26 protein-coding genes are annotated in these 24709 nt (G+C 33.0%); 12 read left to right on the plus strand and 14 right to left on the minus strand.

Annotation, left to right across the window (positions count from 1 at the left end):
- Positions 1–65 precede the first annotated feature (65 nt).
- The 5 genes from ACQQ6V_RS07200 to ACQQ6V_RS07220 all read left to right on the plus strand — a co-directional run bounded on the left by ACQQ6V_RS07200 (position 66) and on the right by ACQQ6V_RS07220 (position 5267).
- Complete coding sequence (locus ACQQ6V_RS07200; RefSeq protein WP_448844870.1) at positions 66–824, plus strand: T9SS type A sorting domain-containing protein; 759 nt, start codon at positions 66–68, stop codon at positions 822–824.
- A 152-nt stretch (positions 825–976) separates the two neighbouring features.
- Complete coding sequence (locus ACQQ6V_RS07205) at positions 977–2260, plus strand: T9SS type A sorting domain-containing protein (RefSeq protein ID WP_448844871.1); 1284 nt, start codon at positions 977–979, stop codon at positions 2258–2260.
- 130 nt (positions 2261–2390) lie between these two features.
- Positions 2391–3686 carry a T9SS type A sorting domain-containing protein gene (locus ACQQ6V_RS07210; protein WP_448844872.1) on the plus strand — a complete coding sequence of 432 codons (1296 nt, stop codon included), beginning with the start codon at positions 2391–2393 and terminating at the stop codon, positions 3684–3686.
- Between the two features lie 117 nt (positions 3687–3803).
- Complete coding sequence (gene lipB, locus ACQQ6V_RS07215) at positions 3804–4517, plus strand: lipoyl(octanoyl) transferase LipB (protein WP_448844873.1); 714 nt, start codon at positions 3804–3806, stop codon at positions 4515–4517.
- A 366-nt stretch (positions 4518–4883) separates the two neighbouring features.
- On the plus strand, positions 4884–5267 hold the full coding sequence (locus ACQQ6V_RS07220) for a GreA/GreB family elongation factor (protein WP_448844874.1): 384 nt from the start codon (positions 4884–4886) through the stop codon (positions 5265–5267).
- 68 nt (positions 5268–5335) lie between these two features.
- Here the strand turns inward: ACQQ6V_RS07220 and ACQQ6V_RS07225 are convergent, their stop codons facing one another.
- Positions 5336–6694 carry a dGTP triphosphohydrolase gene (locus ACQQ6V_RS07225; protein WP_448844875.1) on the minus strand — a complete coding sequence of 453 codons (1359 nt, stop codon included), beginning with the start codon at positions 6692–6694 and terminating at the stop codon, positions 5336–5338.
- A gap of 101 nt (positions 6695–6795) precedes the next feature.
- Here ACQQ6V_RS07225 and ACQQ6V_RS07230 point away from each other — a divergent pair, with 101 nt between their 5' ends.
- Positions 6796–7704, plus strand: coding sequence for a T9SS type A sorting domain-containing protein (locus ACQQ6V_RS07230; protein ID WP_448844876.1), 909 nt, complete (start codon positions 6796–6798; stop codon positions 7702–7704).
- A gap of 117 nt (positions 7705–7821) precedes the next feature.
- Positions 7822–8733, plus strand: a complete 912-nt coding sequence (locus ACQQ6V_RS07235; RefSeq protein WP_448844877.1) for a T9SS type A sorting domain-containing protein — start codon at positions 7822–7824, stop codon at positions 8731–8733.
- 177 nt (positions 8734–8910) lie between these two features.
- Here ACQQ6V_RS07235 and purE read toward each other — a convergent pair whose 3' ends face one another.
- Positions 8911–9414 carry a 5-(carboxyamino)imidazole ribonucleotide mutase gene (purE, locus tag ACQQ6V_RS07240; protein WP_448844878.1) on the minus strand — a complete coding sequence of 168 codons (504 nt, stop codon included), beginning with the start codon at positions 9412–9414 and terminating at the stop codon, positions 8911–8913.
- A 233-nt stretch (positions 9415–9647) separates the two neighbouring features.
- Here purE and ACQQ6V_RS07245 point away from each other — a divergent pair, with 233 nt between their 5' ends.
- Positions 9648–10553: a DMT family transporter gene (locus tag ACQQ6V_RS07245; RefSeq protein WP_448844879.1), complete on the plus strand. Its 906-nt coding sequence runs from the start codon at positions 9648–9650 to the stop codon at positions 10551–10553.
- Positions 10554–10586: 33 nt separating this feature from the next.
- Here the strand turns inward: ACQQ6V_RS07245 and ACQQ6V_RS07250 are convergent, their stop codons facing one another.
- Entirely contained in the window at positions 10587–11696 is a 1110-nt protein-coding gene (locus tag ACQQ6V_RS07250) for a 5-(carboxyamino)imidazole ribonucleotide synthase (RefSeq protein ID WP_448844880.1), read from the minus strand.
- Between the two features lie 33 nt (positions 11697–11729).
- On the minus strand, positions 11730–12065 hold the full coding sequence (locus ACQQ6V_RS07255) for a zinc ribbon domain-containing protein YjdM (protein ID WP_448846182.1): 336 nt from the start codon (positions 12063–12065) through the stop codon (positions 11730–11732).
- 210 nt (positions 12066–12275) lie between these two features.
- On the opposite strand from ACQQ6V_RS07255, the gene ACQQ6V_RS07260 reads away from it, so the two are divergent.
- Complete coding sequence (locus tag ACQQ6V_RS07260; RefSeq protein WP_448844881.1) at positions 12276–13106, plus strand: sulfite exporter TauE/SafE family protein; 831 nt, start codon at positions 12276–12278, stop codon at positions 13104–13106.
- Positions 13103–13480: a DUF1634 domain-containing protein gene (locus tag ACQQ6V_RS07265; RefSeq protein WP_448844882.1), complete on the plus strand. Its 378-nt coding sequence runs from the start codon at positions 13103–13105 to the stop codon at positions 13478–13480. The genes ACQQ6V_RS07260 and ACQQ6V_RS07265 overlap by 4 nt, the downstream gene beginning before the upstream one ends.
- A gap of 11 nt (positions 13481–13491) precedes the next feature.
- On the opposite strand, the gene gloA2 is transcribed toward ACQQ6V_RS07265, so the two are convergent.
- The 7 genes from gloA2 to ACQQ6V_RS07300 form a co-directional block, all read right to left on the minus strand.
- Entirely contained in the window at positions 13492–13869 is a 378-nt protein-coding gene (gene gloA2, locus ACQQ6V_RS07270) for an SMU1112c/YaeR family gloxylase I-like metalloprotein (protein WP_448844883.1), read from the minus strand.
- A 488-nt stretch (positions 13870–14357) separates the two neighbouring features.
- The gene (locus ACQQ6V_RS07275; RefSeq protein ID WP_448844884.1) at positions 14358–15431 is read right to left on the minus strand and encodes a diphosphomevalonate decarboxylase; all 1074 of its coding nucleotides are present in this window, start codon (positions 15429–15431) and stop codon (positions 14358–14360) included.
- Positions 15432–15475: 44 nt separating this feature from the next.
- On the minus strand, positions 15476–17236 hold the full coding sequence (locus tag ACQQ6V_RS07280; RefSeq protein WP_448844885.1) for an AMP-dependent synthetase/ligase: 1761 nt from the start codon (positions 17234–17236) through the stop codon (positions 15476–15478).
- Positions 17237–17239: 3 nt separating this feature from the next.
- On the minus strand, positions 17240–18241 hold the full coding sequence (locus ACQQ6V_RS07285) for an NAD-dependent epimerase/dehydratase family protein (RefSeq protein WP_448846183.1): 1002 nt from the start codon (positions 18239–18241) through the stop codon (positions 17240–17242).
- Positions 18242–18325: 84 nt separating this feature from the next.
- Positions 18326–19105 (minus strand): alpha/beta fold hydrolase, encoded by a 780-nt coding sequence (locus ACQQ6V_RS07290; RefSeq protein WP_448844886.1) that lies wholly within the window; start codon positions 19103–19105, stop codon positions 18326–18328.
- 79 nt (positions 19106–19184) lie between these two features.
- On the minus strand, positions 19185–19910 hold the full coding sequence (locus ACQQ6V_RS07295; protein WP_448844887.1) for a pyridoxine 5'-phosphate synthase: 726 nt from the start codon (positions 19908–19910) through the stop codon (positions 19185–19187).
- Positions 19911–19940: 30 nt separating this feature from the next.
- Entirely contained in the window at positions 19941–21206 is a 1266-nt protein-coding gene (locus tag ACQQ6V_RS07300; protein ID WP_448844888.1) for a mechanosensitive ion channel family protein, read from the minus strand.
- Positions 21207–21295: 89 nt separating this feature from the next.
- On the opposite strand from ACQQ6V_RS07300, the gene ACQQ6V_RS07305 reads away from it, so the two are divergent.
- Positions 21296–21784: a DUF456 domain-containing protein gene (locus ACQQ6V_RS07305; protein ID WP_448844889.1), complete on the plus strand. Its 489-nt coding sequence runs from the start codon at positions 21296–21298 to the stop codon at positions 21782–21784.
- Positions 21785–21796: 12 nt separating this feature from the next.
- Positions 21797–22231 carry a hypothetical protein gene (locus ACQQ6V_RS07310; protein ID WP_448844890.1) on the plus strand — a complete coding sequence of 145 codons (435 nt, stop codon included), beginning with the start codon at positions 21797–21799 and terminating at the stop codon, positions 22229–22231.
- Here the strand turns inward: ACQQ6V_RS07310 and ACQQ6V_RS07315 are convergent, their stop codons facing one another.
- The 3 genes from ACQQ6V_RS07315 to ACQQ6V_RS07325 form a co-directional block, all read right to left on the minus strand.
- A complete protein-coding gene (locus tag ACQQ6V_RS07315) occupies positions 22232–22873 on the minus strand; it encodes a uracil-DNA glycosylase (RefSeq protein WP_448844891.1) in 642 nt (213 codons plus the stop codon).
- Between the two features lie 69 nt (positions 22874–22942).
- The gene (locus tag ACQQ6V_RS07320; protein ID WP_448844892.1) at positions 22943–23791 is read right to left on the minus strand and encodes a DUF2705 family protein; all 849 of its coding nucleotides are present in this window, start codon (positions 23789–23791) and stop codon (positions 22943–22945) included.
- Complete coding sequence (locus ACQQ6V_RS07325; RefSeq protein WP_448844893.1) at positions 23788–24684, minus strand: ABC transporter ATP-binding protein; 897 nt, start codon at positions 24682–24684, stop codon at positions 23788–23790. The genes ACQQ6V_RS07320 and ACQQ6V_RS07325 overlap by 4 nt, the downstream gene beginning before the upstream one ends.
- Positions 24685–24709: the final 25 nt, after the last annotated feature.

Here is a 24709-nt window from a genome sequence, read left to right on the forward strand (position 1 = left end):
CTTTTATTTAGAATTAATAAAAATAATAATCTATTTTTGTACCATCATTATATATAATAAAAGTCATGAAAAAAAAACTACTCACGTCGATTGCTCTAGTAATAATAAGTTATACTAATGCGCAAGTAGCAACGATTAACGAAAACTTCGCGTCGCCTAAATTTTCTGATGGTGCTCTTCCGCAAAATAACTGGACATCAGACAAAGGGCACCCTTTTGCATCAATAGCTAATCAAACGGTACAGCTATACTCATTAATGTCTGCTAATGTCCCTATCCATATTGTAACACCTGAGCTTATTAGCATTAACTCTACTTATGTACTAAAATTTGATGCAGGATTCATCGCAGGAAGCGCAAGCACAACAGCAACTTTCGAGTATGGTACAACTACTGCTCCAGCATCTAGTGGTACGCCACTTACAGTCTTTAATAAAGTTGGTAATATCGCTTTAGCTTCAGGTAGTAATACTTATACTGTTAACCTTCCTTCCACATCGGATAAGTATATTGTTTTCAAGTACATACCAGCTTCTAATCATACTGCAGCAATGCTAGATAATGTAATGTATGGTCCTGATCTTGCGGTTAATGATGTCAAAACCAATATAGCTTTGCAATTTGCAATATCTAATAATAACATAGTTTTTGGGGCAAAAGGTGTTAACACAGTTAAAATCTATTCGGCTACTGGAAGCTTAGTTTCTGAAGGCAAAGTTATTAATGAAAAATATGATGTTTCTAGACTAAATACAGGTACATACTTTATCTCTTTAACAACTGATAATGGTGTAGTAAAACAGTCAAAATTCATTAAAAAATAAGTTTAAATAAATTATATTACTCTCTCTAGACACTGTTATTATTAGCAGTGTCTTTTTTATATGACAAGTGTCACTATCTTTATTTAGAACTATTAAAATTAATTTATACTTTTGTATAATAATTCTAAATAAAAATAAAATACCAAATCATTATGAAAACAAAACTATTTTTTGCATCACTTTTTGCATTATCTGTACAACAAACAGTAATTGCACAGACTGATGCTCTAGGCTATACACAAGTAGACCTTACCATGGGAGCTCAATATCAGAACAGAGTCTTCTTTGGATTTTCTGATAAAAACATAGTTTCTCAACCTGCCAATACTTGGGATATTGCATTTTATAGAAATGCGGACAAAGATTTTGGAACAAGAGTTAATGATGCCAAAGGTATTCTTGTATATCAAGTTTCTAAAAATCCTAACGATTTTGATACGGTAGATCTAAGCAAAAAATCAACTTGGGGAGATCCTTTATACAATCCAGACAAAACTGATAGATTACAAAATGGAGCCTTTGAAGCTTCTACTTTACTACCTTCAACTGGGATGAATTTCGGATGGGGAGCTTATAATGCTATTAATCATCATGTTGAAGGAAAAGTAGTTTTCGTTTTAGAATTAGCTGATAAAACAGTTTATAAATTCTTTATCCAAAACTATTTTAAATCTTATACTTTTAAATATGCAAAATGGAACGGAACATCATGGGATGCAACTGTAACTAAAACCATTGATAACGGATCTGATGATGCATTCTTCAATTATGTTAATCTGTCTACTGGTGAGAAAGTACCTAACCTTGAGCCTTCTAAAAGTTCTTGGGATCTAATGTTTACCAAGTATATGACTTTTTATAATAATACTATGATGTACCCGCTTACTGGTGCCATACAAAATCCTAGTATAACTGTAGCAAAAGCAAGACCAGAAACCCAAGAAACAGCTACCTACAACTTACCTGCCGATGCAGCATTCTCCAAAGAAATAACAGCAATCGGTCATAGTTGGAAACCAACTTCGGGCATCCATCCCGATGCTGTCTATTACATCAAAAAAAATAATCAATATTATAGAATGTATTTTACTAAAAATGGCGGTGCTACAACAGGTGATATGTTCTTTAAATATAAAAATATTACTTCAGAATTAGGTGTTACAGATCTTGGCAAAAAAGCAAGTTTTGGCATTTACCCTAACCCTATTGTTAATAAGAAGGCAACTCTTATTTTTGATGTTAAAGAAAAAATAAACAATACTGGATCAGTAGAAGTATACGATCTATCTGGCAAAAAAGTATATGAAGCAACTCTATCCAATCAATCTGGTCTTTATAAGCAAGAGCTTAACCTAAGCAAATTATCTACAGGTAATTATCTTGTTAAAATAACTTATGGAGGCATTACAGAAACCAAAAAGGTTATTGTAAAATAATCCATATTTCAATTCTTTTTACAACGAGCTATCTAATTTCTTAGGTAGCTTTTTTTAATGACAAATCTCATTCTTTTTATTTAGAACAATTAAAAATAAGTTGTAAATTTGTACAACTAATATAATATATATGAAATCAAAACTATTATTTGCTTCAATGTTTTCTCTTCTGGTATTCACCAATACCTCTGCCCAAGTTGATGATTTGGGGTACAAAAATGTAGAAGCATCTCTAGGTCAGAGTTATAAAGATCGTGTCTTTTTCAGCTTCGAGAAAGACAACCTAATTAGCCAACCTGCTGACATCTGGGATATTGCATTTTACAGAAATACCTCAATGGATTATGGGACACGTATTAACGACGGCGCATTGATTAACGTCTATCAGGTTTCTGCTAATCCATCAGATTTTGACACTGTAGATCTTAAAGAGAAATCCAATTGGGGAGAACCTCTATACAATCCTGATAAAACAGAAAGATTGCAAGACGGTGCTTTTGAGTCATCTAATTTGCTAAAAGGACCTGGTATCCATGTTGGTTGGGGAACTTACAATATGACAACTCATAAAATTGATGGCAAAGTAGTCTTTGTATTAGAATATCCTAATGGTGAAAACTACAAAATTTTACTTACAGAATATGCAGCTGGTTACACCTTTAAATATGCTAAATGGAATGGCTCATCTTGGGATCCGACAATTACTAAAACTATAGCCAACGGAAAGGATGACAAATTTTTCAATTATTTTTCTTTCAAGACTGGAGAAAAAGTAGAAGATGCAGAACCTAACAAGAATGATTGGGATATTACGCTAACTCGTTATTGGACTTTCTATAACGACATTATGATGTATGCTCTATCTGGCGTTATCCAAAGTCCAAATATAGAAGTTGCAAGAGTAGAACCAGAAGCTCAGAATACCAATACTTTTAACGCACCAGAAGCGACTAAATATTCTAAAAAAATCACAACTATAGGTGACAATTGGAAAAAACTATCAGGCTTCTCTACCGTACTAGTACCCAACGTTGTATATTATATCAAAAAAAATAGCAAATATTACAGAATGTATTTTACCAAAGTAGGCGGTGGTGCTACGGGTGATATGCATTTTAAATATAAAGATATCACATCTACCTTAGGCGTTACAGATCTTGGTAAAAAAGCAAGTTTTGGTATCTATCCTAACCCTGTAATCGACAAGAAAGCCACTATCCTTTTTGATGTTAAAGAAAAATCTAACAATACCGGATCTGTAGAGATCTATGATCTTTCTGGTAAAAAAGTATACGAATCTACATTAAATAATCAATCTGGATTGTATAAAAAAGAACTTAACCTAAGTCAATTATCAACTGGTAATTATATTGTTAAAATCTCTTTCGGAGGTATAACAGAAACCAAGAAAATCATTGTCAAGTAATTATTCCATATCCAATTATTTTTCGAGAAGGCCATCCAATTTTGGATGGCTTTTTCGTTATGTTATAATTGCCTTTATTAGATAAAATAAATGTAATTTTGTTGTAATATTTTTCACATGAATCATCATATCAACGATAAGGTAAAGTTTCAAGATCTAGGCACCAAAGATTACATCCCGACTTGGGATTATCAAGAATCTCTATTGAAAGAGAATATTGACATCAAAATAAGCAATCGCTCTTTATCTCCAGAAGAGCAAGCAATTACCAGCAATCATTTACTTTTTGTAGAGCATCCACACGTCTATACTTTAGGAAAAAGTGGGCACGAAGAAAATCTATTAGCCAATGAGGATCTTTTGAAAAAGATTGATGCCACTTACGTTAAAGTTAATCGTGGCGGCGATATTACTTATCATGGATTTGGTCAGATTGTAGGTTATCCTATTTTAGATTTAGAAAATTTCTACACAGATATTCACCGTTATATGCGTGATCTGGAAGAAGTCATCATAAGAACAATTGCAGAATACGGTATTATTGGAGAAAGATCAACAGGAGAAACAGGCGTTTGGTTAGATGTTGGTAAGCCTTATGCACGTAAAATTTGTGCAATGGGCGTCAAAGCCTCTCGTTGGGTAACCATCCATGGATTTGCACTTAATGTGAACACAGACATGAAGTATTTCGATTATATTGTACCTTGTGGTATTACTGATAAGCAGGTTACTTCTCTTAAAAATGAACTCGAGCGAGAAGTCAATATTGAAGAGGTTAAATCTAAAATTAAAAAACATTTTGCTGACGTCTTTAATTGTGAATTAGTCTAGATATACACTACACTTTATTTCCATAATTTATTGATAAATAATTAGCATACAATTATATGGATGCAATTTGGCTTTACACTATTTAAGTCGTAGCTTTGTATTTCATCAGTATATAATGGACATTTCTAATTCTTATTTTTCGAATAATAAATTAGTGCGACTTTTCAGTTCGTTATTATATCTGCATGATGATATTTTCCTAAAAAATTCTAAAGAGTTTATCACTTCTACCCTGTAAGAACTCCTACAGGGTTAATCCACAAGTCTACAAATTTTTACCGAATTGATAATCAAACATCTAATTATTAACAATTAAGATGTTGGAGTTTTGTATCAATTCTATTCATTTTTATTAAAATTATTATCGTGTCAGAAAACATTATTTTAACTACAGGAGTTTATGATTTAATCAAAGATCATCTAAGAAGAAAACAAGTAAGTAAAAAAGAAGAAGAAATCCTTCTAAGCGAATTAAAACAGTCTAAACAAGTTCTTAGAAGAAATCTGCCTAATGATATTGTAACGGTTGACAGAATTGTAGAAGTAAAAAACTCTACAACTAATGATGTACAGACCATCACTTTTGTTGGTCCTCAAAAAGCAAAACCTAAAAAAAACAAACATTCTATTTTATCAGAAATTGGTATTGCCATTGTCGGTTACAAGGTAGGTGACAAAATAAAATGGCCTTCTACCAATGGCGAAATCGAGTACGAAATATTAAGTGTTGAAGCATTAGCTATTGCTTAATTAACCTTGATATTCTATCATTTTTATAAACAAAAAATCGAAGTAATAATTACTTCGATTTTTTATTTTTACATGGTCATACCGATGTCAATTCCTTTTATTTTTCTGTAAAGATCCGTCGCATAATTATCCGTCATGCCAGATACGAAATCTAAAATACCCAAAACTTTATCATAAGTTGTTCCATTTTCATAGACAAATTGTTGCGGAAGAAGTTTCAAGGCCATTTTATCGTAGTTCTTACGTTGAGACTTTTCTAAAATTACAGACGGAATAAAGTGATCCAGAAGCTCATACATAACATTATAACCTGCATTTTCTATCTCGATGACTGCTTTATGATTGTAGATTTTATCGATAGAAAACCGCTCAATTTCTGTTAAAGAAGAGCTTTCATTTTTAAAAATATCAAGCAAAGCTTTATCTAAAGTACCATCAATTATTCTATCAAAATTATCTTTATAAATACTTACAGATTTATTAATTAATGAGTTGATTACTTTGGCTCTCAGGTAAGAAATCCTTTCGTTAGGATTCCAAATGACTTGCAACTTATCTTTAACTCTAGAGACATCTTGCGGATTAACAGAGGTAATGAGATCTATAAAAAGATCCTCACAATCTTTAGAATTAACAATGCCTAATCTGTGTGCATCTTCCATATCAATAATGCTGTAGCAGATATCGTCAGCCGCTTCTACTAACCATACAAAAGGATGACGTCTAAAAATAACAGGATCATTATTATCTTTTGTCATACCTGTGCTATCTGCGATTTTTAAAAATTCGGTTTTAGAACTTTGAAAAAAACCAAATTTCTTCTGATGGATTTTCTTTTTATCTCTAGCAATCGCTTCGCAAGGATATTTTGCAATACTAGACAATGTAGAATATGTAAGCTGTATTCCGCCAGCATCTTTACCTTGTTGTTGATTAGTTAATACTCTAATCGCATTGGCATTTCCTTCGAAATTAATAAGATCTGCCCACTCTTTATCATTAAAAAATGGTTTTAAAGCGTTTTCATTTTTCTCAAAATAACTTGCAATAGCATCTTCTCCAGAATGTCCAAAAGCTGGATTGCCAATATCATGACAGAGACATGCCGCAGCAATTACATCACTCAATTGATACTGATAAAAATTACCAGATGTCTCATCTAGCTCTTTAGCATATACAGATCCGATATGATCTCCTATCAAACTTCCCAAGCTACGCCCAACCGAAGCCACTTCTAGAGAATGCGTCAATCTATTGTGTACAAAAACACTTCCCGGTAAAGGAAAAACTTGAGTTTTATTCTGTAATCTTCGGAAAGCTGACGAAAAAATTATCCTATCAAAATCACGCTGAAAATCAGTTCTTGAAACTTTATGATTAGGAGGATTTCCGGTTCTTTGATTGGTGAAAAGTTGATTAAGATTCATAATTACAAAAATAATGAAATTAATGCTTCATTATAATCAAAATAGACGAATAATATAATATTCAAAAATATTTAAGTACTTTTGAATTATTAAAAAAATTTATGAAGAAGATTTACACATTTGCGACAGTTTTAGTCGCATCTATTACATTTGCACAAAACACCTCTTTCGAAGCCTCAGAAGGCTTTACTCTTGGAAACATCCATGATCAAAATGGTTGGGAAGTCGGCACTAACAGTGATAAGCAAATTTTTAACAATCAGACAGTAACAAATGAAAAAGCTACAGACGGTAATTATTCTCTGAAAATAGCTAAAGACAATGGCTCTAACGCATCTTGGATACCAGCTGTAGGAGCTTCTAAAACACTTACTACAAGTCAGAACTTCAATAATTTAAAATTAGAATTTGATGTTTTTATAACCGAGGCTAAAGGTTCTAGTTATGATTTTGGAGGTTGGGGAATTAAGGATGAAGACTTCGTTCCTGTTACCTTCTTTTCTTTTATGAATTCTGGCGAATTACATGTGATCAAAAATGTTTATTTTGAAACAGAAAGTACTGGACATACCTGGGAAGTTAATAAATGGTATAAGTTAAAATCTGAAGTCAACGAAAAAGAAATTAAATATTATGTTAATAACCAATTAATTTTCACAGGTCCTAATTATGCTAAATCTAATCTGCTAGGTCTTAATTTCTTACATGATAATAGAAGTGGCGCCGCTTATATTGATAATATTAAAATAAACGATAAAAACTTAGCCACTTACGAAGCAACCGTTTCTAAGTCATTAAAAGTACATCCTAATCCGGCTAAAGATGTTGTAACGATAAGTTCTGACGAAAAAATTACAGCATTTACTATCTATAATTCTCTTGGTCAAAAAGTTAAAAGCGGAACGTCAACTCAAGATATTGATATCAAATCTTTATCAACCGGCAATTACATTCTACAAGCTAAATCTGAAAATGGTAAAACATTATCTACTAAATTAATCAAGAATTAATCAGGCTAATAATCCTATTACAAAGTCCTTAATTACAATAAAATTAGGGACTTTTCATTCACATTTCACATTTATCACTCATCAAAAGTGATAACATTTTTTTTACTTTAATAAAACATGAAGAAGATTTACACACTTGCAACCATTCTAGTTGCGTCAATAACATTTGCACAAAATCACATTTCTTTCGAAACTTCTGAAGGTTATACTTTAGGCAATATTAATGGTCAAAACGGCTGGGAAGCCACACGTAACAAGAATAATCAACCTATTAAGAATCAAAACATCTCTAACCAACAATCCACAGATGGCACCAACTCCCTAAAGATAGATGTAGATACGACAGAAGATTTAGGATGGTTTGCGACTTTTGGAGCAACCAAAACGCTATCCCAAGCTCAGGATTTCAAGAATGTAAAAGTAGAATTTGATGTTCGATTAACGAAAAAAGAAGGCTCATCTTTTGACTTTGGAAGTTGGAGCACAAAAGACGGAAAGCTTGTCCCTGTTTTCTTTTTTGCTTTTAATGCCACAGGAATTATAGAAGTTGTTGATGAAAATTTTTATCAATATACAGATACTGGTACAAAATGGGACACTAACCAATGGTACAAATTAAGAGCTGAGATTAATGAAACTGAAATCGAATATTTTGTAGACAATACATTAATTTATACTGGAGCCAATTACTCTAAATCTAAGATTTTAGGTTTTAAATTCTTACATGACAATTTTGATGGCGCAGCTTTCATTGATAATATTAAAATAAATGGTGAAGACTTAGCAACTTATGAAGCAACTGCTTCTAAAACATTGAAAGTATATCCCAATCCAGCAAAAGATTTTGTAACCATTACTTCCGAAGAAAAAATTACAACTTACAGTATATACAATACGGCCGGTCAAAAAGTTAAAAGTGGAACATCAGCTCAAAACATTGATATAAAATCTTTATCAACGGGAGCTTACATTCTACAAGCAACTACCGAGAATGGTAAGACATTATCTACCAAAATAGTAAAAAAATAATTATCCTATTACTTATATAATAAAGTCCTTAATTGATATAATTAAGGACTTTATTGTCATTTTATCAAAGAAGATATTCACTAAGCAATAATTAACATTTAGTAAAAAAATAACTATAGATGAGTATTTATTAAAATTAAAACATTTAAAAAACATCTTTCATAATAAATAATATTATTAAATATCGAAATTGTTAGGGTGTTTTAGTTTTATATCATCTACCGTTCCTAATACCTTATCCTTAAGTGCATCCTGATAGCCTTGCAATCTATCCGATATAGCATGGTCTGCAGTTGCTAATATTTTTGTAGCCAAAATCCCAGCATTAAGAGCGCCATTAAGAGCTACGGTTGCTACCGGAATTCCGCCAGGCATCTGCAAAATAGACAAAATAGAATCCCAACCATCAATAGAATTACTTGACAATATTGGTACACCAATGACTGGTAAAGTTGTACAACTAGCCACCATTCCTGGTAAGTGAGCTGCGCCACCCGCACCTGCAATAATTACCTTTATGCCACGATCTTTAGCTGTTTTAGCATAATCGAACATCCTTTCTGGTGTTCTGTGTGCAGAGACAACTGTTAACTCGTATGGTATGTCTAGATTTTTTAAGAAGTCTACAGCTTGCTCCATAATAGGCAAATCGCTTTGGCTTCCCATGATTATTCCGATCATTTTATTTCATTTTATTAGATTGTCAAAGATAAAGAATTTAAAAATGCGGTAAACAAAAACTTAATTTAGCAGCATTAATGCAATATAATTTCTAAAACAAAAAATAAAAAAAATATCCAATTATATCAATGAGAATTAATCAATAAAAATTACATATTAATAATAAATAGACAACAACACCTCACTTTATTCTATTGTAAAATAAATATATTTGTAAGCTATTTTATAAAATTTTGAAAGATTACAAACTAACATTTGCCGTACTTACTGTTGCTATTGTCTGGGGTACCACTTTTTTAGGAATTCGTGTTGCGGTAGAGAGCATACCAGGTTGGTTTGTTGCAGGGATTAGACAGTTTTTAGCAGGACTAATTATGCTTGTTATTTTACTATCTAGAAAAGAATTAAAATGGATTGGTTGGAAAAATCTACAATATCAAATTGTATTTTCTGTTCTCATGCTTATTATGGCTAATGGACTGACAACGCTTGCCGAAGAAAGCCTAACCAGCAGCTTGGCTTCTCTAATAACCGCTTCTGCTCCTATTTTGGTATTTTTGGGTAGTGTTGCAATTGGTTTACAAAAATTTAGCCTTCGTGCATTAATTGGTATAATAATGTGCTTCTGTGGTATTTTATTTATCTTTTGGGATACATTACACGAGCTTGTAAACCCCGATTTCAAAAATGGAATTATCTTAATGTTTTGCGCTATATTAGGCTGGGCATCAGGAACTATTTTTACAAAAAAAATGAATATCCAAAGCAAAAATATATCACTCAATCTTTTTTATCAATTCATCTTTGCTGGTATCGTCCAGATTCTTTTTGCATTGATTTTTGTTGATGATTATAATGTTAGAAACTGGACTTTCAAAAGTATTAGCGCTTTATTATACTTATCAATTTTCGGATCTGTCATTACATTTTTCTCATTCCATTATGCTTTAACCAAAATAAGCCCAATCCAAGTTTCCATTCTATCTTACTTCAATACCATTATTGCTATTATTCTTGGATGGTTAATCTTGGACGAAAAGATTTCTGAAAAGTTTATTATCGCAGCATTTCTAATCATCTGTGGTGTTTTCATTATCAATTACAAGCCAGAAATGTTTAAAAAGAAAGTCAAAATATAGACGATCGTTAGAGAATAAGTGTTAACATTTCTGCTAAGCTTTAACCATAATCATAGATTTAATGAGAACTAGCTTACGCATTAATTCTTCTCTAGAATCTGCCAAGACATTGATATGTCCCATTTTTCTACCAGGCTTAGTTTCTGCTTTTCCATAAAGATGAACGTAGGTTTTAGGTAACTTAAGAACATCTTCTAATCCTTCATAGATTACTTTTCCAGAGAAACCTTCTGCGCCAACAAGATTAAGCATACCGCTGTAACCGAAAGAATCTGTATCAGCCAAAGGAAGATTTTTTACTACGCGATACATCTGCTCAAACTGAGAATTAGCATTACCTTCTTGGCTTTGATGTCCTGAGTTGTGCAATCTTGGGGCTGTCTCATTAACCCAAACTTTACCTGCTTTGTCTAAAAATAATTCGATGGTAAAAAGCCCTGCAGAATCCGCATTTTTTATGAATTGATTAGCTATAACATCTATCTGCTGTTGCGTTTCTTGCGAAATATCAGCGGGACATATATTAAAGTCTAGAAGATTAAGCTTAGGATCTGCAACCATCTCTGTAACGGGAAAAGTCTTAATATCATCATCCTCATTTTTAGCAATGATAACGGATAATTCTCTATCAATATCAACCAAATTTTCTAGAACAGATTCTTGAGTCCAAAGATTTCTCCAATCTTCATTGGTACGTAAAACCTGGACACCTTTCCCGTCATAACCGCCTGTATTAAGCTTTTGGACAAAAGGAAGTTGAATAAGGATTTCTTCTTCGCTCCCATCCATCACTTCAAAATCAGGAGATGGCATCCTGTTGTCTTCATAAAATTGTTTCTGAAGAATCTTCTGTTGAATTATTTTAATAATTTTAGAATTCGGAATTACCTTTACACCTTGATTTTCTAATTCTTCTAAGGCATCTGCATTAACATGTTCTATCTCGATGGTAATAACATCTTTGCCTTGCCCAAAGTCTAAGACCGTCTGATAATCGTTAAAATTACCTTGGGTAAAATGCGAAATATTGCGACAAGGCGCATTGGCATCAGGATCTAGAGTATAGATTTCGTCGTCATATTTCAATGCATTTTGGATAAACATTCTACCTAATTGCCCTCCACCAAGAATTCCGATTTTCATTATTTTTTATTACTTTTTATTAGAATAAGACAATTATGCTTTTTTAACAAACTCTGACTTGAGAGCCATAGATCCAAATCCATCAATCTTACAATCTATATTATGATCGCTATCAAAATTAAGTCTGATATTTTTCACTTTCGTCCCTGCTTTTACTGGTTTTGGAGCACCTTTTACAGGAAGATCCTTAACCACTACAACAGAATCACCAGTTTGTAACTCATTACCGTTAGCATCTAGAATTTTGTTTTCATTAACAGCATTATCTTCTGGATTCCACTCATAAAAACATTGTGAACATACCATTAAATTGTCATTTTCATAGGTAAATTCTGATTGACACTTTGGACATAGAACAACATCACTCATAGTTATCTTTTTAGTATTAAATAAATTTCCCCAAAGATATTGAAGATTAGCCACAATCACAGCTTTTTTAGCCAAAAAAGTAATTTTGGCTCTATAAAACATTAATTATAATAAGTGCAATTGAGGATATAAAAGCTAGAATAATTATAAATTTTTATTTTTACTATTAAATATTTGGTGTAAAAACTTCAATACCACTATATTTGCCTTATGTCGGAAATTATTATTTTATTTCTCGGTGCTATTTGCGCTGGATTACTTGGTTCTCTAACTGGATTAGGCGGCGGTGTTATTATCATACCGTTATTAACATTAGGCTTTGGTGTACCTATGCATTATGCTATTGGTGCTTCATTAATTTCTGTAATCGGAACTTCTTCTGGAGCAGCAGTTGCCTTTGTCAAAGAAGGTTTTACCAACATGAGAATTGGTATGTTTCTGGAGATTGCAACAACTATTGGCGCTGTTGCTGGCGCATTGGTCTCCGGGATTTTAAATCCTAATACTATCGGGATTATCTTTGCAAGCATCCTCTTATTAACTGTAATCCTAAATCTTAAAGGAAAACCAGATCATCAAGAACCGCTCATTAAAGGAAGTGTAGAAGACAGACTAAAGTTATACGGTACTTTCCCTGATAAAGGAGAGCTTAAAAGTTACTCAGCAAGAAACACGATTCCAGGATTTTTCATGATGATTTTTGCGGGCGCAATGTCTGGTTTATTAGGTATTGGATCTGGCGCACTAAAGGTACTCGCAATGGATAATATGATGAAATTACCTTTTAAAGTATCTACAACAACGAGTAATTTTATGATTGGCGTAACGGCTGTAGCTGGTGCATTAATCTATTTCCAAAGAGGCGAAATTATCCCTGTCATCGCAGCTCCTGTAGTTATTGGCGTTGTATTAGGCAGCTTAATAGGATCTAAAACATTAATGGTTTCTAAAACTAAAAAATTAAAAACATTCTTTGCGATTGTCATTACTATATTGTCAATTTACATGATGTATAACGGATTAACAAATAACTTCAAATGAGAAAAGAATTTACTGACATCGACCTTAATCGTTCTGTAGGAAACCTTCTTCGTCTTGGCGTATTATTCTCTGTTACCACTTCACTAGTTGGTTTTATAAAGTTATTTACAGAAGGTTTTAAGATGCCAAAACACTTTGAGCATCTTCAGATTCCTAGCGATCATATCTGGCAATCTTTCTGGGTTTCTCTAAAGAATTTTGAAGGAATAGGAATTATCCAATTAGGAATACTATTCTTAATCTTCACACCATTAATGCGAATTATTTTTGCCCTTATTGGCTATCTTAAAGAAAAGGATTATACCTATGTTGTAATATCCATTATTGTCTTAGCAATTATGGTTTTCAGCTTTGTGAGCGGTTATGCACATTAACTAAAATAGTTTTAACTTTCATAAAACTCTAAAGGCAAAGCGTCTGGATCTTGGGTAAAAAAGAAACTTTTACCCGTAAACTCATCTAATCTTATCTCTTCGCAATCCAAGCCTTTAGCAAGGAGTTCGCTTCTTTTATCGCCCAGATTATCAACCGAAAAAGCGAGATGCCTAAGCCCACAACTTTCTGGTCTTGATGGACGCTCAGGTGGATTAGGGAAAGAAAATAACTCTATCACATAATGATCTCCAATCGCTAAATCTAACTTATAAGATTGACGCTCTTCGCGGTAAACTTCACGCAAAATACTTAAGCCAATAACTTCTGTATAAAACGATTTGGAAATCTTATAATCAGAACAAATAATAGCGATGTGATGGATTTTCACGTTAAAAGTTTTGTAATTAAATTAATCATCAATATTTGTCATTCCGTAGGAATCTAAATCTATTTATTTCATTAATCAAATTATTAATGTTTTAAATGAAACTTCCTTCTATATTTTTTCTTAAATGACTTCAAAATTAAAGGTAACTGAAAACTATTTTCTAATTTAGAATAAGGAATCTTCTTTTCTATTTTTTTTTTCAGAATAAAAGACTAAAACGAAAATCCAATAATTATTTTTGAAATGCATATTTATTTTCTTCAAATCAATCCAATTATATCTATCAAATCTAAATGTAATTCTTTTAGAATCTAATTTTATAATCGGCGTAAAATATGCTTCATAACATTTATATAATGCTATGAAAATGGTAAAAATACCATCAGTTTAGACTCATAAAAAGCCAGTTTTTCTTCAATTTCAATTCCTTTAAATTGAAAAAAACGTGTTAAATGTCTTTCCCTTAAAGCTGCTTTCTTATTCTTCATTTAAAACCTCATCACATCTTTTACCACGCCACCTTTTTGCGTTAATGGTATTAATTCGGTTTTTATGAAATCTGTGATTTTATCTGTATCAATATCATTCGGGAAAAGAAGATGAACATTAGCGCCAGCATCTAACGTGAAAAATAAAGGCAAGCCCGTTATTTTTCTGAACTCCCAAAGTTTATTAATAACCTCTAAAGTGCCCGTTTTCATCAAGATAAAAGCAGGATCGCTCATCATCATCATCGCGTGAAGTGTCAATGCTTCATGTTCTACCAATTGGATAAAACCGTCCATATCACCACTTTCTAAGATCATTTTCAGCTTAGTAAAGTTCTCATGTGCTTCATGAAAACGTCTTTCTGCATAAGGATTAGTATTCATCAAGCCGTGTCCAACAGTGGACGAAACTGATTTTTCACCTTCATGAATTAATAAAACCCAATCATTAAAATTCTTAAAAACAGAATGTACTTTATCATTAGAATATTGCACTGCAAACAAGTCGGAACTTCCGTCTACCTCCTCGGTTTCACCCCAAACAACTAATCCATCGTACAGGCTTCTACAAGCACTTCCGCTTCCTAATCTTGCCAAAAAACTAGCTTTTCTATCCTTTGTAAGGTTTAGGCTCTCGAAGCCTTCCTTATTCTTATCTGAAAAAACATCGTCCAAGCTCATCAGACATTTTGCAATCGCGCCAAATCCTGAAGCAGAACTTGCAATTCCGGAACTGTGAGGAAAGGTATTTTCGGTTTTGATAATGTATTTTCCTTTTAAAATCCAAGGCAAATATTTTTCAATATTTTTAAAATACTTTTCAATTTTCGAAGCAAATTTCACTTCTTCATTTCCAGCCAAAAAAGTCTGAACAGAGAATTCTTCATCTGCAAAAAACTCTATAGTTGTATTCGTTCTGCAATGATTAAGCGTATAACTGATGCTGGGATTAGCCGGAATTTGATTTTCATATTTACCCCAATATTTAATTAAGGCAATATTAGACGGGCAACTTTCTGTTACCGATTGATTAGATATATTATATTGAGAATTTCCTAAGAATTGATTTTCCACTGTTGATAAAATTAAGATTGAGAACTATTGACTTACTATTAAAATTAAGAATACATTTTATCAATTAAGTCGGCATATTTTTCTAAAACAACTTTTCTTCTGACTTTCAAAGTTGGGGTCATCTCACCTAAATCCATTTGAAAATCTCTTGGTAATAATGTTATTTTTTTAACTTTTTCATAATCAGCAAGTTCTTTTTGAAGTTCGTTAATTTTCTGATTATAGAAGCTAATAATCTGAGGATTTTTAATTAATTCTTCATGAGACGAAAAAGAAATTTGATCTTGCTTTGCTTTAACTTCCAAAGCTTCAAAATTAGGAACAATTAACGCTGTCACAAACGATCTACCTTCTGCAATTAACACAGCTTGTTGTACAAAAGCATCGTTAGTCAATAAGTTTTCTGTTGCTTGCGGCGTAACATATTTACCATTAGAAGTTTTCATGAGATCTTTGATACGATCTGTAATCGTAAGATTGCCATCTTTATCTATATTACCACAATCTCCAGTCTTAAACCAGCCATCTTCTGTAAAAACAGCTTTAGTATCTTCTGGTCTATTATAATAACCTTTCATCACGCCACTACCTTTTGCAAGAATCTCATCTTGGTCACCAATCTTAAGTTCTACACCTGGCAAAGTCTTACCTGCAGTCCCGAATTTATAATGTTTTAGTGGATAAAGTGCTAATGTCGCCGTTGTCTCTGTAAGTCCATAGCCAATGGTTAAATGAATGCCCATTGCATCAAAAAAACGTGCAATCTCCGGCGAAATAGACGCGCCTCCACATGGCATAAACCACAACTCACCACCAAGTTGACCTTTAATTTTCTTAAAAACTAAAGCATTGGCAATTTTATTTTTCAGGCCTAACCCGAAAGGAATACTTTTTTGCAAGCCTTTTCTCTCGTTGTAAGCTGCACCAACTTCTAACGCCCAATTAAAAATTTTCTGTTTAGTTGGTGAAGAACTCTGAATAGTCTCCTGAATCTTTATGTAAATTTTCTGATAAAATCTTGGCACAGAACACATCATTGTAGGTTGCACCACTTTTATCTCATCAGCAATATCTTTAGTTTTAGTTAAAAAAGAAACTTTCGCACCACCCGTTAAAGACAATAACGTCCAGCTTCTTTCGAAAACATGAGTTAGAGGCAAGAACGCCAACGAATGCTCATCATCAAAATCCTTGAATTTATAAAACTCAAAATGAGCTTCTATACATTTTATAAAATTAGAATGAGTTAATACAACTCCTTTTGGCGTACCTGTTGTACCAGATGTATAGATTATTGTCGCTATGTCATCTTCTGTCAACTGAAGAATCTCTAATTGATCTGATGCTTTTTGTATAAATTTCTGTAGATGAAAACTCTTCTCATGAACCAATCTTTCATAAGTTTTGGTAACGATAATTTTCTCTAATAAAGGACAATCATCCAACAATGCAATCGCATTATCATATTGCTCTTTATTACCAGTCAAAATAATTTTTACTCCAGAATCCTGAAGAACATACTTTGCTTGATCTTTTGTATTGGTAGAATAAATAGGAACCGTAATCGCACCAATGGCAAGTACAGCAAGATCCATCATAATCCACTCTGCAGAATTTTCAGAATAAATAGCGACCTTATCTCCTTGCTCTACTCCAGCGTCTTTCAGGGCATTAGCGGTTTTAAAAACAACTGTTTTAAATTTTCTCCACGTAATATGAGACCAGCTTGCACCACTTTTGAAACCAATAGCTTGTTTTAAAGGATATTTTTCTGCGTTGGTTATTAAGAAATTAGCAATATTCATATATTATTGATGATCTTGTAAATAATGATTAAGATGAAAATCAATACTTTCCTCTACTGGGATAAATTGATAATTCAACTGATTGATGATTTTTTGATTAGAAAGTTTAGAATCTGTCGTTATCGCATCTATATTAACTTTGTTTATCATTCTGAGACTTGGGATAAGCCAACCTAAAAGAAAATTAAAAACTCGACCGATATTTAAGACTGGTTTAGAAATAATTTTAACTTGAGATTTCCCAACAGCTTTTCTCACTTTGTTGGCAACGTGCTCATTTTTAGCATTTCCTGAAACCAAAATAAAACGTTGGTCAAAAACATTTTGTTCCATTAAAGAAATTGCAATTTTTGCAACATCTCTAACATCTACATAATCAGAGCTTCCGTTGGTAGAAAATGAAGATTTTGCCAATTGCCCAAACATCTCACCGCTACTACTCTTCCAGTTGCCAGATCCCACGATAATACCTGGATTTATAATCACAGTATTAAGTCCTTCTGCTGCTGCGCGCCACACTTCCATCTCAGAAAAATGCTTAGACTTAGCATAAGAAGAATGCATTAGTTTCGGGTTATAATTAGAATCCTCATCTTGAAAACCGTCATCATTAAAACCATCTAAAACTGCAATAGAACTGACAAAACAAAACTTTTCTATTTTATTCTGACAAGCATAAAGTAGATTTTTAGTCCCTTCGATATTGGTCTGATACATCTCATGTCGAGCATCCGGATGAAAACTAACTTTTGCCGCACAATGATATACTTCTGACACACCAACCAAAGCGGCTTCTATAGAACTGATATCATCAAAATCGACATCTATCCATTCTATTTTTGCGAAAAAATCTTCTGGATGTTCTGTATAAAATCGCAAAGACGACTTAACATCATCCAGATTACTTTGCTTTCTTTTGGTTGCTTTTACTACCTTGCCTAGCTTTAACAATTCTAGCACAATGACACGCCCCAATATTCCTGTGGCGCCCGTTACTAAAACTATTTTATCTTGTGGAAGTTGATCCAATATATTTGATTTAAAATTCTAAACTCTACAAAGATAAGAATTGATAAATGAAAACGAAGTTTATTCATCAAACAAAAAAGTTCTCACAGCAACTGCAAAATCTACAGGATTATTGGCTTGTACCCAATGAGAAGCATTAGCTATTTTTATAACACGAGAATTAGGGAATTGTTGTTTTATCCCAAAGTCATCTTGTGGCAAGATATAATTAGATTTGGCGACCGCAATAAACAACGTTGGACCATTAAAAACACCAAATTTTATAGCATTAGAAACAAATTCTGCATAATGCGTTGCCAAAGTATCAAGGTTAAATCTCCAACCCAAAGTTTTGTCATCTTTCCAGTAAAGATTTTTCATCAAAAACTGAATCACAAAAGTCTCCGGGATGTATTCTTTTAACGAAGCTTCTACATCTTGTCTGTTTTCAACTTTGGTAAAATCTACAGATTGCAAAGCTTTAATTATCCCTTGATGATGCGGCGGATACGCTTTAGGCGCAATATCTACAACAATTAACTTTTCTACACGATCAGGATAATTAATCGCAAATTGCATCACAGCTTTTCCGCCTAGAGAATGTCCTAGAATAAAGGCTTTCGGGATTTTGTGATGATCCATATAATTAAGAATATCCTCTGCCAAATCGTCATGCGACATAGAATCCGAATGAAAACTGCGTCCGTGATTTCTTAGATCCAGAAGATGCGTTGGTAAAATTTCTCCAAATTCTTTCCCAAAACTCCCCCAATTGTCCAACATCCCAAACAAGCCATGAAACACCAATAATGGCGTCCCGACTTTATCCTCTCCGTATATTTTTGAATGTAATAATTCCATAATTTTAATATTAGTATTAAGCATCAATTGTTAGATTAAACGAAATATATTGAGCACACTTCTCTCTAACAGTCGACATTTAAGCCCATTTCGCCAATCTTTTAAGATAAGCCTGGATTGTATTTTCTAAACCTAAATATAAAGCTTCCGAGATCAAAGCATGACCAATAGAAACCTCTAACAAATTAGGAATATTATCTGAGAAATATTTAAGATTATCAAGACTCAAATCGTGTCCTGCATTAACACCGAGGTTAAAATCCTGACAACGCTTAGCTGTCGCAATATAATCTGCAATAGCTTTTTCTTTATTAATAGGATAATGAGTTGCGTAGGCTTCGGTGTAAAGCTCGATGCGATCTGTACCAGTTTTTGCCGCAAACTCCACCATTTCTGGATTAGGATCAAGAAAAACAGAAGTACGGATGCCTGCATTTTTAAATTCAGCAATAATCTCCGTTAATTTATCAAAATGAGTTTTACAATCCCAACCTGCATTAGACGTTATCGCATCATCAGCATCTGGCACCAAAGTCACTTGCTCTGGTTTAACATCAAGAACCATGTCAATAAAATCACGATGAGGATTACCTTCGATGTTAAATTCTGTTGTCACCAATGGTTTTAAGTCATAGACATCTTTGCGGGTGATATGCCTCTCATCTGGTCTGGGATGAATGGTAATTCCTTGCGCACCAAATCTCTGCGCATCTACTGCAATCTGTGTTACACTTGGCACATCGCCACCTCTTGCATTACGCAACGTAGCTATTTTATTGATATTAACACTTAATTTAGTTGTCATAATATTTTTGAAAGCTTAACTTTTTTATTTTTAAATTTTATTAATCTGCATAATCTCCAATCCAAAATCCTGAGCCGCAACTAGCAAATGATCGAAAATATCAGATTGTACTCTTTCATAATCCTCTAAGCCCGAATAAATTGTAAAACAATAAACCTCCAAAGGCATACCTTGTGGTGTGATTTCTAATTGTCTTACTAAGATAATTTCGTTTTGTTCTATATCTGGATTATTCTTAAGATAGTGTTGCACATATTTTCTAAACACACCAATATTGGTCAATTGCTGTCCATTAAGATTAATATCAGCATTGTTTAGACTCACTCTTTCTGATTCTATTTCGTTTTTTTTGGTAATCAGATAATCCGAAATAAGATTGATATTCGCTAATTTATCAAAATCTTGTTCTGTCAGAAAATGAAAAGATTTGATATTAAAAATCATAGAACGCTTAATCCTACGACGATTACCCTCTGTCATCACCTGGAAATTTCTAATCTCAGTGGTCATAAGATCATAAGTTGGCACTGTAGAAATGGTTTTGTCAAAGTTCATGATTTTAGTGGTTAGAAGACTTATTTCTATCACCGTTCCTTCTAGATTATACTTAGGGATCCCTATCCAATCTCCAACTTTCAGAGTTTTAGAAGTCGCCACATGGATGCCCGTTACAAAACCTAAAATCGTATCCCGAAACACCAAAACCATAACCGCCGTAATGGCTCCAATACTTCCTAATATTGCACCGCTTCCGATATTGAAAAGAATCTTAATCGCGATAAAGAACAATATAACACCACCAAAAATCTTAAGAGTCTGAGAAATGGCACGGAATGCAATAAGCTTATAGCTATCCTTTATGAGGATATAATAATTCTCCACACCGTTATACAATCTAAGTCCAGCACCAGCAATCACCACAACCTGAGCCACATTAACAATCTTGTCTAATATACCTTTGGTGATCTGATGCATCCCTGCATAAAAAATAGATTCTAATGCAAAATTACAGAGACCTAACGCAATAATATGTGCTATAGAATCAAAAAACTTTGCTTTGGATAAAGAATGAATAAACGGGTATTTTTCTGGATTTGAAAAATATCTAGCCACCAATTTAAAAGAAAACTTTAGTAAGAAATCCATTAAAAAAAGAAAAGCCAATAACACCAATATTTTGCACGTTACCTGAAAAATCCACGCTGCATCACCACGAAAATATTGAGCAAAAAAAACATTAATCTGATCGCTAATATTTTGTAAAAAATCTTTTGTATCGTTCAGTTCATCTTTCATATGCAATTTGGCTTAGGTTTTGCAAATTTAAAACAAAATAATAACCTCATCGTACAGATATAATACTTAATTTTAACAATTAAAAAAAAATGGACAACACTGTTATCCTAGTAATAAGTATACTATTAATCATTATCGGCATTGTTGGTACAATTGTCCCTGTGTTACCTGGACTATTCTTGAGCTTTGCCGGGCTTTTAATTTTTAAATTCGGGGGTAACACTGAGATGCCTATCTTATATGTCTGGATTTTTGGGTTTCTAACATTACTTTCCGCCGTTCTCAACTATGTTATTCCGGCAAAAACCAACAAAAAATATGGAGGTACGCGCTGGGGAAGCATTGGATCTTTTGTAGGAACATTATTAGGATTCTTCTTCATCCCTATTCCGTTCGGATTTTTAATAGGAATGTTATTGGGCGTTTTCGTAGGCGAATTACTACATGATATTAACAATCATAAAAAAGCTTTTAACTCTACAAAAGGAGCTTTAGTAGGATTTATTTATGGTACGGGCTTTAATATGATGGTAGGTGTTGCTATGTTTTTTGTAGTTATTTATTATGCATTTTTTTAAACTAAATATATTATGATACGTTCTCTCTTTTTAGCAATGAGCATAATCAGTCTGACAAGTTGTCAAACTCAAAAAATTAATACCGAAAACTCTTCTGACATTTCTGAAACAAGTATCATTTTAAAACAAGGCGAATCTATTAAAATTGCAAAAACAAATATCACTGCAAAATACCTAACAATAACAGAAGATAGCCGATGTCCAGAAGATGTAACATGCGTCTGGCAAGGATTAGCAAAAGTTGAACTAGAGCTTAGCCGCAAAGGATCTACACCACAAGTTATAGAATTATCAACAATGGATTTTGAAGGCAGCAACGCTCGACAAACAAAAGTATTTGAAGGCTACGCAGTAACACTAAATCACGTCTCTCCTTGGCGCAACCAAGACGGAAGTCCATCAACTGTGAAAAACGGCATCGAAATAAGCCTTAAAAAAATTAAATAACTACCAATTAATCGTTGACTTACTTTTTGTTTTCAGAAAGTCATTAATTTGAGAAAAAGGCTGGCTTCCGAAAAAACCTTTACGTGCAGAAAATGGTGATGGATGTGGAGATTTTAGAATAAAATGCTGTGCAGAATCTATTAACTCTTCCTTTTTTTGTGCAAAAGCGCCCCAAAGAACAAACACAACATGTTCTTTACGATCAGAAATCTGTTTAATAATAAAATCTGTAAACACTTCCCAACCGATATCTTTATGAGAATTAGGCTCATGTGCTTTTACAGACAGCGTTGCGTTAAGTAGCAAAACACCTTGACTTCCCCAATCGGATAATTCGGTTTTTGTACGGATAATTCCGAGGTCGGATTCTAATTCTTTAAAAATATTTTTGAGTGATGGCGGTGCTTTTATACCTTCCGTCACAGAGAAGCAAAGTCCATTAGCCTGACCCAAATTATGATAAGGATCTTGACCAATAATAACAACTTTAACATCATCAAAATCTGTTAACTCCAATGCTCTAAAAATCTGATCTTTCGGCGGAAAACATTGCTCTGTATGATATTGCTCTTCTACCTTCTGCCAGAGTGTTTTATAATAATCAGAATTTTTTATAGGTTCTAAAACGTCAGTCCAATTCATCCAACAAAGATAACAGAAATGAAAAAGCCCAACCAAAAAGTTGAGCTTTATATTATATCTAAAGTAAGTTTACCAATCTTTCTTTTTCAGAATCCAGTAAGAACCACCGATAAAAATTGCGCTCCATACCAAACAAATCAAAATACCTGCTACTGGAAATTCAAATTTAAAATCACTAATTCCAAAAGCTTTTGCCATCGTCGTACGCATCAACGGTGACGGTATAAGGTTAGACATACTCGATAGTGGCAGATAATCTGTTAAGAATATTTTGCCTTCTACATATTTTGCTTTCTTTGACTCTAAGACATTCTGCGCAAATGCAAATTTTTCTACAGCAGACAAAACGCCTTCTATAAACCAAAGCATAAATAATCCTAAGAATACAAATATTGATTTTCTGAACAAAATTGATAAAAACATCATCAACGAGAAGAAAGTAAGCAACTTAATAAAGTAGCACAAGATGAAATAAATTTCTTTAAAAACTAAATCACTTTCTTGCGTTACAGAATAAGTCTTGCCTAAATATAATCCTAAAACAAAAACAATTATGGTTGACAATATTGTAAATAATAAAATAGTAATTAACTTGGATTGTATAAACTCGCCACGTCCTAAGCCATCAATCAAATTCTGCTTAAACATACGGTTAGAAAACTCTTGACAAATTGAAAAAACAATAATACAGCCCAAAAATATTTTTAAAATAGCAACGCTGTACGTGATAAAATTCCAGATGCCCGGAAAATCATAAAATCCTTGCTCCTTAAGATTAACTTCTGAACCAAACAAATCAAAATTAATCAATCCTACAAACAATAGACAAATCAGCACTATAAAATATAATGCAGTAAAAATCTTAAATGGCTTATAATTAAGGTTTTTTAGTAGTTCTAATTTTAATAATCTTATCATGATTTCTGTTTTACAAGTTCTAGGAATTGACTTTCGAGGCTTTCTTTTTTCTTAGCAAGATGCGATACAAAAATGCCTTTCTCTGCTAATTTTCTATTAAGATCTGCGGCAGCAATATCTTCTTTTATTTGAGCTACAATTAATTGACCTTCATATTTAGCCGAAGAAAAATAAGGCATCGCAAGCAGGTTTTCTAACAACAGATCGTCGTTATCTGCTTTCAGCTCAAAGTAACCTTTAGTATTACTCATAGCATCTACAGCACCAGAATAGATGGTTTTACCTTGCTTTAAGACAATAACATGGCTGCATACTTTTTCTACTTCGTCCAAGAGGTGACTTGCCAGAATAATTGTAGTACCGGTCTTTGCAATATTGCTAATAATTTCTCTAATTTGGATAATTCCTTCAGGATCCAGACCATTAGTTGGCTCGTCCAGAATCAAAACATCTGGGTTACACAACATAGCAGAAGCAATAGAGAGACGCTGTTTCATCCCTAAAGAGTAAGTCTTAAAAGCATCTTTCTTACGGTCTAAAAGTCCAACAATGCCTAGTACTTCATCTATTCTTTTCTCAGAAACACCTTTTATCGTAGCTACAATCTTAAGATTTTTCTCTGCACTTAGATAAGGATAAAAATTAGGTTGCTCTATTATGGCGCCAATCTTTTTCAAAGTATCCGTATCTGTACCTTCTTTCCCGAACCATTTCCAACTTCCATTGGTTGGATTAATGGTAGAGAGCAGCATTCCGAATGTGGTAGATTTCCCACTACCATTTGGCCCCAAAAGTCCATAAACATTGCCACGCTCTACTTCAAAAGAAATATTATCTACGGCAATATGTTTAAATTTTTTGGTTAAATTTTTAACTTCGAGTATTTTCTCCATTATTATATGATTTAAATAAATAGTC

Source organism: Chryseobacterium electrogenes (genome assembly GCF_053553015.1).